Consider the following 12,532-nt stretch of genomic DNA (forward strand, 5'->3'; position numbering starts at 1 on the left):
TCCTTCGCGAACGCCTGCGTGACGCTCGCGAAGCCGATGGCGAGCGCGAGCAGCGCGAGGCCGCGAAGCGTCGGGACCGTGCGGTTCATGCCTACCTCCTGCGTGGGTCGCGGAATATGCTTCGGGAAACGATCGTGCCGGACGTGGGACCGTCTCAAAGGGGGAGCCCGGAAACTACCACGGCGGAGCGCGCGGAAAGCGCCAAATGTCGCCGCCCCGTGGGCTTGCATCAGCCCCGCCCGGCCAGGGACAGGGGCGGGATCCGGACCCGCCGCCACCCAGTTCGCGGTTGAACCCGCGTCTCTCGGCCGGGGATACTGACCCCATGCGTTCGCAAACGACCGCACGTTTGCTTCTCGCCCTGCTCGCGCTCTCGGGTGCCCTCCTGCCGGCTCTCACGGGCGGTTGCACCTTCAAGGATGTCCGCGGCCTGCATCGAGTCGAGGTGCCGGCGGGCGACCTGAAGCGCGCGCAACGGAGATCGGACGTGCTGGCGGCGCACCTGCGCGACGGTGGCGTCGTGCTCTTCAGCTCGTGGTCGGTGGACGATTCGATCCGGACCGTGGCCGGCACCGGTCGCCGCCTCGACCCCGATCGCCGTCCCGTCGCCGGGGAGTCGCACGTCGTGTCGCTCGATTCCGTCGCGCTCTTCGAGAGCCGACGGACGGATGTTCCCGCGGCGCTCGCGCCGATCACGCTCGTGACCGCGGCCAGCATCTCTCTCAGCGTCTACTGCCTGTGGAATCCGAAAGCCTGCTTCGGCTCGTGCCCCACCTTCTACGCCCATGTTGGGGATCGGCAGACGCTGGTGGCCGAAGGATTCTCGGCGAGCGTCGCGCCGGCGCTCGAGTACGACGACCTCGACGCGCTCGACCTCGTCCACGTGAATGGACCCCGGTTCACCCTGACGATGACGAACGAGGCGCTCGAGACGCACGTCGTCCGCCGCGCCGACCTGCTGCTCGTTCCGCGTGCGGGCGACGAGCGCGTCGTCGCGGACGAGAGCGGCACTCTGTGGGCCACCCGCGACTGGCTCGCTCCCGACGCGGCGCGGGATGAAGCGGGCGATTGCCGCGATGCGCTCGCAGCGCGGGATGCCGGGGAGCGAACGAGCCTCGCGGATTCCACGGACCTCGCCTCGTCCGAGTTCGTCACACTCTCCTTCGCCCGCGCGCCTCCGGGCGATCGCGCCCTGGTGATCGTCGCCCGGCAGTCGCTGCTCTCGACCTACGTCTTCTACCAGACGCTCGCCTGGATGGGCCGTTCCGCCGGGCGCTGGCTGGCTTCACTCGCGAGCGCGGACACCAGCCTCACCCGCCGCATCGAAGGCCCCGCGCGCGCGCTGGGGCCGATCGAAGTGCAGGTGCTGCAGGACGGCCGATGGGTTGCGGCGGGCCGCTTCCATGAAACCGGTCCGCTCGCCTGGGACTCGCGGCTCGTGCCGCTGCCCGCAGGTCCCGCGGGGCCGCTCGACGTGCGACTGCGGCTCACCCGCGGCATGTGGCGCATGGATCAGGTCGCGCTCGTCACCGTGGCGGGCCGGCGCGAGGTCCAGCGGATCCGTCCCGCGGCCGTCCTGCGGCGCGGCCATCCCGACCCGGCGGCGCTCGCTTCGCTGCTCACCGGCACGCCGCCACTCGTCACCTCGCCAGGAGACACGCTGGCGATCGAGTACGAGTTTCCGCCGGGCCTGCTTTCCGCCGAGGCGTTCCTCGAGACGCGCGGCTACTACCTCGAATGGATGCGCGAGGCCTGGATCGCCGAGGAGAATCCCGAAAGGCTCGCGCAGCTCCTGCTCGACCCCGCGGGCGCGCTGCGCCGCATGGCGCCGGAGTACAAGCGCCTCGAGCCGGAAATGGAGCGAAGCTTCTGGGGCAGCCGCTATGCGCGCTGACCGCGCCGCCTGGTGCGTGCTCGCCGTTGCCGGGATCGCGTCCCTGCCCGGCTGCACGGCGTCGACCGCGCCGCCCCGTTGGCTGCCGAACGCGGTGCAGGCCCGCGACGAGGCCTGGGGAGGCTGGGTGGAACTCACGACCGGCAAAGGGGCGGCCGCCGACACCGTCTCGGGCGAGTTGCTCGCCGTTTCGCAAGACAGCGTGTACACGTTGCGTGACACGCTCGTCCTGGCCACCGCACTGACGGAGGTCACCCGCGGGCGGCTCGAGTATTACGACCCACGGAGCGGCCAGCTCGCCAGGGCAACGCTCGCCGGCACGATCTCGACGATCTCGCACGGCATTGGCCTGATCGTTTCGGCGCCCCTCTGGATACTCGTGGGCTCGACCTCGACAGCGCTCGTGTCCGGCGACGGTAAGTACAGGCTCGATCCTGCGCGGCCACGCGATCGGGTCGTGGCGAAGCCCGGCGCCAAACGCGAGCGGCACGCTTCCTGGCGGGACCTGAGCCTGTACGCGCGCTATCCGAGTGGCTGGCCGGTGGGGCTGGATCGCGCCTCGCTGCACGAACGGCCCCTGCGAGAGATTCCGCGCAGGGTGCCACGGCAGCGCGGCCTCACGTCCTACTGAGAGCAGGCCGGAGCGCCGAACGCCAGCGACCACTGCCGCCACACGTTCCGCAGGCCTGGATCCCACGAACTGGTCGCCTCACCGCCGCCGCCGGAACCGTCCGCGGGGGCCACTGTCCGCTGGATCCCGCGGCGCCATCCGCCGTACTGACGCGCGAAATTTCTCATGAAACGCCGGCGCTGGTCCTGGGACAAACGGGCATCGAAGTCCGTCCACGTCCTTATCGGGAAGGAGATCGTCGTCATGCACCGCAGCCCACGGATCACCTCCGCGGCCCACGCCTCCTTCCTGGCCGGACGCCGGGGGAGTTTCGTCCCCGGCGCCGCGCTCTCGCTGGCCACCTGTCTGGTCTTCGCACTTGCCTCGGCTGCGGCGGGACACGACTCCGACCGGCACGACGGGCATGCCTCGCCCATGAGCGAGGCCACAATGCGGGCGCAGTCGGATGCCTACTGGTCGTCGCACGCCCGCGTCGGCTCGCCGGCGCCGGACGCGAAGCCGACGCGCGCGACCGCGGCGGCAACCTTCACCGTCTCGAACTTCAAGTTCGACGCCGGCGTCGCGGGCGCCGTGGACACGGCGAAGATCACCGCCGGCCAAACCGTGGACTGGGTGTGGAGCGGCGGCATTCACACGATCACCAATGGCGAGGGCAGCGGCGACCCCAACATGGGAACGATCTTCAATCAGCCGAGCGACTCCGGAAACCCGACCTTCTCGTTCACGTTCCCGAACCCCGGCACGTACCCGTTCTTCTGCGTGTTTCACGAGGACTTCAACATGCGCGGCGTGATCGTGGTTTCCGCCGTGACCGGCGTCGGGAACCCGAACGGTGGGGCACGGCTCGGCTTCACGCGCGACCCCGCGCCGAACCCCAGTTCGTCGGGCGTCCGATTCGAGTACGCCCTCGCCACTCCGGGGCACGTGCTCGCCGAGGTGTTCGACCCGGCGGGCCGGCGCGTGGCGGTGCTGGTGGACGCCGTCCGGCCCGCGGGCCCCGCCAGCGCGGCGTGGGACGGGCGGACGAGCGACGGGGCGGCGGCGACGGGAGTCTTCTACGTCCGATTGAGGCTGCCGGGCTTCGATCAGAGCCGGCGGGTCGTGCTTCGGCGCTAGGTGCCCGCTCGCGGGGGCGCACGCTCGCCGCGTCGTACCAGCTCACGTCCACGATCGCAGCGCCGCCGGGCCGTGGACAGGCGCCTGCCGCGACCGCCGTCCCGAATCCGCGCCGGGTTCGGGTCCAGGGCGCGCCCGGCCGTCCCACCTCCGGCTTGGACTCTTCCATCGAATCGCACACACTGCGTGCATGTCCCGCATCACCAGCGCCACGACCCGGCCCCTCAGCCGGATCCGCCCCTCGGGAGATCCCGGAAGGCTGCTGCTCCTGCCCGGGCAGGTCGTAAAGAGCCCCGAGACCGGCGTGAGCTACCACGTCGAATACCTGCTCGGCTCGGGCGGGTTCGGGCAGGCGTTTCGCGCCCGCCGCGACGACGACCCGCGCCAGCTCGTGTGCGTCAAGGCGAGCACGCACATGGACGGCTGGCTGCGCGAGGCCTACTTCGGACAGCTGCTCGAGGGTCAGCCGCGCGCGATCCGCGTGCACGACACGTTCCCGCTGGTGCTCGAGAACGGCTCGATCCTCTACTGCCTCGCGCTCGAGTACGCGCGCTACGGCGACCTGCGGCTGTTCCTGCGGCGCGCCGAACGGGCCTGGCCCGAGCGGCGGATCCGCACCGAGATCGCCGGCGTTCTCGAAGTGCTCGTCAAGCTCCACCGCGGCCAGCTCCTGCACCGCGATCTCACGCCGCTCAACGTGTTCGTCTGCGACGCGCAGGCGCTCAAGCTCGGCGACTTCGGCATCGCCCGCCAGCAAAGCGACCGTCGTGGCGTCACGGCGCGCACTATGAACTGGCTGACCGCGCCGACCGACATTCTCGAGGGCTCGGTGCCCAAGTGGCAGGCGCGCGACGACGTGTACCAGGTCGGCCAGTTGATCGGCATGCTGGTCCGCAAGGATGCCGACCGGCGCATCGGCACGGCGGACGTGCGCCGGCTCGATTGCAGCGACGAGCTCAAGGAGGTCGTCCACCGCTGCATCGGCGAGCGGCGCAAGCGCTACGAAAGCGCCGACGAGCTGATCGAGGCGCTGCGGAAACGGCCGGCGGCGCTGCGCTCCGGGGGTCTGCGCTCGCTCAAGGGAGTGCACCTCGCGTTCACGGGCGTGCTGCGGCGGCCACGCGCCGACGCGGCCCGCGCGGCGCGCCGCGCGGGCGCGGTCGTGCACGGCGGACCTTCGGCGCAAACGACGGTGCTCGTGCGTGGACGGCCGAACGCGCTGCAGGCGGCCGGGCGCGACGCGGGGCTCAAGCTGATGGAGGTGAAGCGCCTGCGCGACAGGGGCCACCGCATCACGATCCTCGATGAAGCACGGTTCTGGCGGCTCGCCGCGAAGCGCTGAGACGCGTCCGCTGGGTGCCCGGGCCCGCCGGGCGCCCCGACGGCGTCGTGGAATGCGCCCGGCACGTCGGGCGCCCGCGCGGGCGCGCCACGGGCGCCTCGCCCCGGCAGGGGCCTGCGCTGATCAGCGCAGGAGCATGGCCTTCTGCTTCGCCGCCTGAACTCCGTTGACGACGAGCCGCGGGAGGTACTCACCGGGTCCGAGCATTCGAGCCCCCTGGCCGCGGCCGTCCCAGCCGAGCTGATGCCGCCCCGCGACCGCTGCGGCGTCGGCGGCAGTGACGATAGGGACCACCTTCACGACTCTCGCTCCGACACCGGACAGGAAGTGGTGACCGATCCGCGCGGCACGACCGTCCGCGGCGGTGTGCACCGTCATCGTGGCGCGCATCACCACGATGCCGTTGTGTCGCTGCTGGAGGTACGCGTGGGTCGCACCGTTGTGGTCGCTCGAGTAGATGTCGGTGACGATGACGTCCGTGAGGTCGGCTTCCTCCGGCCCCCATCTCGGCCCGATTGGCTCGAATGTGCTCGAATGCCCGTCCTATCGCCTCGACGCGCGAAATCGCGGTGACCGCGCCGGCTCCCGGTCCGGCCAGGGTCGGGCGCTTCGGCCACGAGTCCGGACGGTGCCGGCGACGGGTGCCGACGCGCATCCGCCTAGCAGTCGTAGGCCGGGAATGAAGCGCATGCACCCGAAGTCCGAAGGCCGAGGCGCGCTCAGCCGCCCCGGCCTTCGACTTCACGGAGGAGCGTCACCGGGCCGCTTGACCCGGCCCGCCGGCAACGCTGCAACTTCCCCCCGATCGGCGAAGCCGTCGGGCGTCTCCGCGGCGCCACTCGTTGCTGGTGGCCCGCTCCGCCCGCCTCAACGGACGACGACGAACCTTCCGAAGTCAACGCGTTCGCCGTGCTCGAGGCGCACGAGGTAGACACCCGCCGGCAGCTTGGAGCCTCCGGCCTCGCGCGCGTTCCACGCAACGTGATGCAGCCCTGCCGGCATCGGCCCTTCCGACAGCGTTCCGACGCGCCTTCCCCCGATGTCGAACACGTCGAGCCGAATGTGCTCCTCGACGGGCAGTCTGAAGCTCAGCGTGATCGCCGAGCGGCAGGGATTGGGAGCGATCGAACGCAGCGCGGACTCCAACGGAATGGCCGGAGAGACGGCTGCCGGGCTGTCGTGGAACCGTTGCAGGCGGGAGTTCTGCTCGTCGGTGGCGTAGATGGAGCCGTCCAGGCCGATCGCGAGACCGCTCAGGCCCTGGAACTCCCCGGAACCGGTGCCGACGGCGCCCGTCGAGTCGAGCGGGGTGCCGTCCGGCGCGAACACGCGGATCAGCCCGTTCTCGTAGTCCGCGAGGAACAGCTGCCCGCTTCCGTTCACCTCGATGTCGGTCGCGTTCTGCGCCCCCGTTTCGAAGGAGCCGAGATAGGTTCCGTCCGCCTGGTACTGCTCCACGATCGGCGCGAGCCACTGGACGACGTGGATCACTCCGCCCCATTCGACCACTCCCGAGGGGTAGGTCGGGCCCTGGCTTGTCCAGTTGAGAATCGGCACTCCGGCGGCGGTGTACTTGTGCACGGACTGGTCGGAAAAGCCGCTCACGTACACGTCCCCCGCGGCGTCGAGGGCGACATGATCGGTGCGCTGTCCCGGCGTCGGCCAGGAGAACAGGAAGTTTCCGGAAGCGTCGAACTTCTCGATCCGCACCCCGACGTAGTCGCAGACGTACACGTCGCCGGCCGCGTCGAACGCCATGCCATAGGGCGTCTGAAACTGCCCGTCGCCCGTGCCACTGCCGCCGAAGGCGAACAGCAGCTCGCCGCCCGTCGCCGCATACACGCGAATCGAGTCGTCGTTGCACGCGACCCAGACGCGGCCCGTCGGGTCCACCTCCACTTCGATAGGGTGCCCGGGCACGAACCACTCCTCGGCGAACGGCGGGAACGCGGCGGAAGGGGCGGCGAGCAGCGCACAAGCGGCGGCCGTCGCCCCCGCGGCGGAGAACCACCTGAGCGCGGCACGGCGGCGACGAAGCGGACGCTCCTGCGCGAGCCCGTCGCCACGAAGCAGGTTGGAAAGGAACGGAACGCGAAACGGCATGGAAGGTCCTCCTCGATCGTTGATCGTCCCGCGCGGCCCCGCCCCTGTAGGCGGGCTTCGTCGGCGATCGCCCTCGGACGACCGGGAGCGAGCCGGGGGCGGGACCCCCGGCGCGGGGTCGTCCGTGAATCCATCAACCGGACGACGGGCGGAGACCGCACGCGAGATCCGTCCGACGCGGTTTGGCAGCCGCCGCGGGCCAGCGGCCGGCGCGGGGCGGCGGCCGCCGCAGGTCAGCGTCCGGCGCGGGGCAGCGGCCGCCGCGGGTCAGCGTCCGGCGCGGGCCGGTGGCCGACGCACGGGCGGCCTGGCCGAGGCCGGGGCGCGGAGGACCAGGGAATCGGGGCCGCGGCCCTACTTCGCCGTCGGGAACGCGAACTCGGCGCCCTTGGCGAGGGTCTCGGGCCAGCGCTGCATCACGCTCTTCTGCCGCGTGTAGAAGCGCACGCCCTCCTCGCCATAGGCATGCATGTCGCCGAACAGGCTCTTCTTCCAGCCGCCGAAGCCGTGCCAGGCCATCGGCACCGGAATGGGCACGTTGATGCCGACCATGCCGACCTGCACGCGGCGCGCGAACTCGCGCGCGACGTGGCCGTCGCTCGTGTAGCAGGCCACGCCGTTGCCGAACTCGTTTCCGTTGATCAACTGCACCGCCTCGGCCAGGTCCTTCACGCGCACGCAGCTCAGCACCGGGCCGAAGATCTCCTCCTTATAGATGCGCATCGAGGTCGTCACGCGGTCGAACAGCGTGCCGCCGGTGAAGAAGCCGCCTTCCAGCCCGGCGAACTTCCGCTGGCGACCGTCCACGACCAGCTCGGCGCCTTCCTTCGCGCCGATCTCGATGTAGCCCTCGATCCGCTCGAGCGCCTGCTTCGTGACGATGGGTCCCATCTCGGCGTCGGCTTCCATCGGGTGCTTGATCTTCAGGTTCTTCGCGCGCTCCGCGAGTCTGGGGATGATCCGGTCGCCGACATCGCCCACCAGCACCGCGACGCTGATGGCCATGCAGCGCTCGCCCGCCGAGCCGTAGCCGGCGCCGATCAGGCCGTCCACCGCCAGGCCGAGGTCGGCGTCGGGCATGACGACCATGTGGTTCTTCGCGCCGCCCAGGGCTTGCACGCGCTTGCCGTGGCGCGCGCCGGTCTCGTAGATGTACTGGGCGATCGGCGTCGAGCCGACGAAGCTCACGGCCTGCACGTCCGGGTGCGTCAGCAGCGCGTCCACCGCCACCTTGTCGCCCTGCACGACGTTGAAGACCCCGTCGGGCAGGCCGGCCTGCTTGAGCAGGTCGGCCATGAACAGCGAGGACGACGGATCGCGTTCGCTCGGCTTGAGGACGAAGGCGTTGCCGCACGCCAGCGCCAGCGGATACATCCACAGCGGCACCATGCACGGGAAGTTGAACGGCGTGATGCCGGCCACCACCCCCAGCGGCTGGCGGAGCGTCCAGTTGTCGATGTCCGTCGAGACCTGGTCGGTGAAACCGCCCTTGAGCAGCTGCGGGATGCCGCAGGCGAACTCGACGACATCAATGCCGCGCGCGACCTCGCCCTGCGCGTCGGTGAAGACCTTGCCGTGCTCGGCGGTGATCATCGCCGCGAGCGTGTCGCGGTGCTGCGTCAGCAGCCGGATGAACGCGTGCAGCACGCGCGCGCGCCGGATGGGCGGCGTGTCGCCCCAGGCCGGCTGCGCGGCACGGGCCGCGGCCACCGCCGCCCCGACCTCGTCGGCCGAAGCGAGCGCGAGCTGGCGCGCGACCTTGCCGGTGGTGGGGTTGTAGACCGGCTGCTGCCGGCCGCTGTTGCCGGAAACGATTCGTCCGCCGATGTAGTGGCCGACGTCGGTGGTGGCGGTGAAAGCTTCAGTGGTGGCCATGGCGGATCTCCGTGCAGGCAGGGGTGGCGTGATGACGATGAGCGCGCAGCGTAGGCGACTTCGCCCGATTCTGCATCCAACCGCGGCTGGCGCACGGTGCCCGGCGCCCGCTCTCGCGCTCATCTCCGGTTGCCGAAGGGCTTGCCGGACCGGGGAGCGAAGGTCGCATGGTGACGGTCGTGTTGAAGGCGCGTGGCTTACACGGTCGCGACCGGCCGCGTCACTCCCCCGGGTAGGTCACCCGCGTCCCCTGAACGCGCGCAAAAGGCGTCAGATGATGGGGCCGAAGGCTCCCCGGACCCAGGATGTGCACGACCGTCGCGCCCCGGACCGTCAGGGCGTCCGCAATGAGCGAGCGGTGGCAGCGCCACGGAACGGCTTCGGCGCACATCAGGGCGACGCCCTCCGCGACAAGCGGCCGCAGGCCGACGAGGCCGTTCTCGAAGTCCGGCGTCAGCATGTAGTCGGCGAAACCCCGGAAGCTCGCGTTACGCCAACCCGCGTTCGGCGAGTCCGGACGCGCATGGCGCAATCCACCGAGCGCAGGGAGATGAACGTAGCGCACCCCGTGCGACGGCAGCGTCACCCGCAAGGCGTCCTGGCCGAACTGCGGATTGTGGCGGGAGCGCGGGATCGTCCGGATGTCGGCGAGCACCGCAACCTTCGCACCGCGCAGAAGCAGGATCAGTTCGTCCAGCGCACGCGTGGAGTGACCGATCGTCCAGATCCGTGCACCCTCGAAGTCGCGGACCGCCTCGGTCACGTCAGCCGTCCAGCTTCATGCCCGTCGGCCCGCATGCAGGATCCTCCATGGACCGGACAATCCTGCCATACCCGATGGTCCTCGGATCAGGGGGCATCCCGACGGGATCAGGGCCTGCCGCAACGCCCCCGAGAAGGGTGGATCGTCGTGCCCGGTACGGACGAAGCAGCCGACCCGGCCGAGTTCCTGAACCTCCCTCCTTCGTTGGCTCCCTGCTCCAGGCCGGCGACAGCAAAGGGAATGGTGCGCAATCGCCGACACCGAAAACGAATGCAGAGCGGTCGCCGGCTGGCGTAGCATCCATGAGTTCCCGCCCGCAGGCCCGGGCTGCTGACGGCGGCGCTTCACGGACGCGTCCCGGGCGAGAACGTCGCGCCGACGGGCCGGAACGCCACTGATCCATCCCGGGGCGATGCCGAGATCGCCAACGTTCATGCGTGGAAGGAGTGCCATGCACCATGCCCGCTCCAGGCTCACCGGGATTCCGAACCACCGGGGTGTCCGCAAGCCCTGTTCCCCGAACGGCCGTAACCCCGGGGCCCGTGGGGGCCTGGCGGCGATGGCAAGATGCGAAGCGACCACGCCGGTGATCTTGGAGGCCCGTGGATGGCGACTGAAGCGAGGTCGCCAGTGAGGGTGGTGCGGCGGCCGGGAGCGGGCGCGTGATCGCAGGGCGCCGGGCGCGGCCCGAACGCGCCACGCAGTCGCTTCGCGAGCCATGCGGCCCGAACGATTCCTGTCGGATCTCGGCGGGCCCGCGGTCGTCTCGAAACATCGGAACGCGCGATCCCTCCCGCCTCTCGGAGATGCGCAGAACCCGGAAGCCCTCCTCATGATCGGAACCACCGTTTCCCATTACACGATCATCGAGAAACTGGGGCAGGGCGGCATGGGCATTGTCTACAAAGCCCGTGACCTCGAGCTCGAACGCTTTGTCGCTCTGAAATTCCTGCCCGCGTACATGACGGATGAGGAAGACCAGCGGCAGCGTTTCATTCGCGAGGCGAAGGCCGTTTCGTCACTCGACCATCCCAACGTCTGCACCATCTACGAGATCAGTCGAACGCCGGAAGGACAGTTGTTCATCGTCATGGCCTACTACGAAGGGATGACACTCAAGGCGCTGCTGCTGCGAGGGCGATTGTCCCTGGATAGGGTCCTCGGCTACTCGGTTCAGATGGCCCGCGGCCTGGCGCGCACACATGACGCGGAAGTCACGCACCGCGATCTGAAGCCCGCCAACGTGATCATCACCCGGCACGACGAGGTCAAGATTCTCGACTTCGGACTCGCCAAGCTGGCGAACTCGACGGGACTGACGCGGACCGGCTCCACCATGGGCACCATCTCGTACATGTCGCCCGAGCAGGCCCGGGGAGACAGCGTGGATCTCCGGACGGATATCTGGTCGCTCGGGGTGGTCATGTACGAAATGCTCACCGGTGGGCGCCCGTTCCATGCTGACGTGGATCAAGCCGTGATCTACGCGATTCTGAACACCAGGGAACGCAGCCTAACCGAGATCGTTCCCGGGGTGCCGGAGTCGCTGGCGCGTATCGTTCATCGTGCCCTGGCGAAGGACCCGAACAAGCGCTTCGCGTCCATGCACGACCTGCTGGCCGGGCTCGATCCGCTTCAGTCCGGGACGTCGAGCGAATCTTCGATCACCAGGACGTCGGCAAGGATACCGGCGAGGAAATCGAATCGGCGATGGATCGCCACCGCCCTGGTGGGAGGCATCGTCTCCCTTCTCGGACTCTTCCTGATTCTGGAACGGCCTTTCAGCCGTGGCGTTCACGACACGGCGGTGGCCGTTCGGGATGTTCCGCGTGAAACGGTCGGTGATGGCCGGAAGCCGGCCGAAGCTGAAGCCGTTGCGCCCGAGGAGGCGAGGCGGGACGGGGACTCGAAGAACCCGGCACGGGCCCCTGCCGGGCCGCTGGATGCCGGACCAATGGCGAACCAGCAGTTGGCGCCCGAGGCGGCCACACCAGGTCCGCATCCGGAGGCGTCCGCGACGCCAGGCCCCGCCGGCGATGCGGAGCGCGCCCGCATCGGCATGCAGCAGGCGAAGACCGCGCTGGAGCGCGCGGCCGCAGGAGAACAGGTGGCGGAGATCGTGGACATCAGCGCCGCCGTCCAGGCGGAAAGCGTGGCCGGGCTGGCGCTGGCGGCCGGTGATTTCGGCAAGGCGAACGCGCGGTTCAGCGAAGCGGCGAAGCTCTACCAGGCTGCGGAGGGCGCGGTGAAGCGCAGGCTCGAGCAGGCGCAGGGCGGGGCGCTCGCCCAGCGACAAAGCGTGCAGGGCATGCGCTCGGGGATGCCTTCGGACATGACGGCCTTCCCGTCGTACCGCGAAGGATGGGCCGCGGAGCAGGCTGGAGACAGCGCCCTCGCGGCCGGCCTCTTCGTCGCGGCGCTGCGGAGCTACCAGTCCGCCCGCCAGAGGTACGGTGCCGCACAGGACGCCCGGCAGAAGGAGGTCGGGGGCATCGAGGAGCTCGTCGGACGATATCGCGCGGCGATTGAGGCGGAGGACCTTCGAGCCCTGGGCGCGCTCCACATGAATTTCACGGATGAGATTCGAGACGGCTGGTCGAGCTTCTTTCATGACGTGGGAAGCGTGCGAGTGCAGCTCGCCATTGATTCCGTCAGGTTCGAGCCGGCTCGTGCCGTCACCCATGTCACCGCCCATATTTCGTACTCTGGCGCCGGGGGCAGGAATACGCATCCATGGGACATGATCATGTCGGAGCGCAATGGCCACTGGCTCATCGCGGAAGTAAAGACGAAACCCTAGGAGGTCGC

The 12,532-nt window shown here is 69.9% G+C and carries 9 protein-coding genes; 5 read left to right on the top strand and 4 right to left on the bottom strand.

The features are described 5' to 3' along the window. Nucleotides 1–325 precede the first annotated feature (325 nt). The 4 genes from IT347_07485 (at nucleotide 326) to IT347_07500 (ending at nucleotide 4,983) form a co-directional block, all read left to right on the top strand. Complete coding sequence (locus IT347_07485; GenBank protein MCC6349416.1) at nucleotides 326–1,894, top strand: hypothetical protein; 1,569 nt, start codon at nucleotides 326–328, stop codon at nucleotides 1,892–1,894. Continuing rightward, nucleotides 1,884–2,525: a hypothetical protein gene (locus IT347_07490; GenBank protein ID MCC6349417.1), complete on the top strand. Its 642-nt coding sequence runs from the start codon at nucleotides 1,884–1,886 to the stop codon at nucleotides 2,523–2,525. Before IT347_07485 ends, IT347_07490 begins: the two co-directional genes overlap by 11 nt. A gap of 243 nt (nucleotides 2,526–2,768) precedes the next feature. After that, on the top strand, nucleotides 2,769–3,641 hold the full coding sequence (locus IT347_07495; protein MCC6349418.1) for a hypothetical protein: 873 nt from the start codon (nucleotides 2,769–2,771) through the stop codon (nucleotides 3,639–3,641). Between the two features lie 190 nt (nucleotides 3,642–3,831). After that, the gene (locus IT347_07500) at nucleotides 3,832–4,983 is read left to right on the top strand and encodes a protein kinase (GenBank protein MCC6349419.1); all 1,152 of its coding nucleotides are present in this window, start codon (nucleotides 3,832–3,834) and stop codon (nucleotides 4,981–4,983) included. Between the two features lie 123 nt (nucleotides 4,984–5,106). Here the strand turns inward: IT347_07500 and IT347_07505 are convergent, their stop codons facing one another. From IT347_07505 to IT347_07520, 4 genes are all read right to left on the bottom strand, one after another. Then, on the bottom strand, nucleotides 5,107–5,499 hold the full coding sequence (locus tag IT347_07505; protein ID MCC6349420.1) for a hypothetical protein: 393 nt from the start codon (nucleotides 5,497–5,499) through the stop codon (nucleotides 5,107–5,109). A 351-nt stretch (nucleotides 5,500–5,850) separates the two neighbouring features. After that, nucleotides 5,851–7,086, bottom strand: coding sequence for a hypothetical protein (locus tag IT347_07510; GenBank protein ID MCC6349421.1), 1,236 nt, complete (start codon nucleotides 7,084–7,086; stop codon nucleotides 5,851–5,853). 354 nt (nucleotides 7,087–7,440) lie between these two features. After that, a complete protein-coding gene (locus tag IT347_07515; GenBank protein ID MCC6349422.1) occupies nucleotides 7,441–8,961 on the bottom strand; it encodes a CoA-acylating methylmalonate-semialdehyde dehydrogenase in 1,521 nt (506 codons plus the stop codon). Nucleotides 8,962–9,181: 220 nt separating this feature from the next. After that, complete coding sequence (locus IT347_07520; GenBank protein ID MCC6349423.1) at nucleotides 9,182–9,688, bottom strand: DUF488 domain-containing protein; 507 nt, start codon at nucleotides 9,686–9,688, stop codon at nucleotides 9,182–9,184. An 868-nt stretch (nucleotides 9,689–10,556) separates the two neighbouring features. Here IT347_07520 and IT347_07525 point away from each other — a divergent pair. After that, on the top strand, nucleotides 10,557–12,524 hold the full coding sequence (locus IT347_07525) for a protein kinase (GenBank protein MCC6349424.1): 1,968 nt from the start codon (nucleotides 10,557–10,559) through the stop codon (nucleotides 12,522–12,524). Nucleotides 12,525–12,532 lie beyond the last annotated feature (8 nt).

The sequence above is a fragment of the Candidatus Eisenbacteria bacterium genome (assembly GCA_020847735.1).
Lineage (GTDB): Bacteria > Eisenbacteria > RBG-16-71-46 > RBG-16-71-46 > RBG-16-71-46 > CAIXRL01.

Excerpts from the sequence above, each read along its gene's own strand:
- IT347_07485 (MCC6349416.1), top strand. The coding sequence starts at position 326 with ATGCGTTCGCAAACGACCGCACGTTTGCTTCTCGCCCTGCTCGCGCTC.
- IT347_07490 (MCC6349417.1), top strand. The coding sequence starts at position 1,884 with ATGCGCGCTGACCGCGCCGCCTGGTGCGTGCTCGCCGTTGCCGGGATC.
- IT347_07495 (MCC6349418.1), top strand. The coding sequence starts at position 2,769 with ATGCACCGCAGCCCACGGATCACCTCCGCGGCCCACGCCTCCTTCCTG.
- IT347_07500 (MCC6349419.1), top strand. The coding sequence starts at position 3,832 with ATGTCCCGCATCACCAGCGCCACGACCCGGCCCCTCAGCCGGATCCGC.
- IT347_07510 (MCC6349421.1), bottom strand. The coding sequence starts at position 7,086 with ATGCCGTTTCGCGTTCCGTTCCTTTCCAACCTGCTTCGTGGCGACGGG.
- IT347_07515 (MCC6349422.1), bottom strand. The coding sequence starts at position 8,961 with ATGGCCACCACTGAAGCTTTCACCGCCACCACCGACGTCGGCCACTAC.
- IT347_07525 (MCC6349424.1), top strand. The coding sequence starts at position 10,557 with ATGATCGGAACCACCGTTTCCCATTACACGATCATCGAGAAACTGGGG.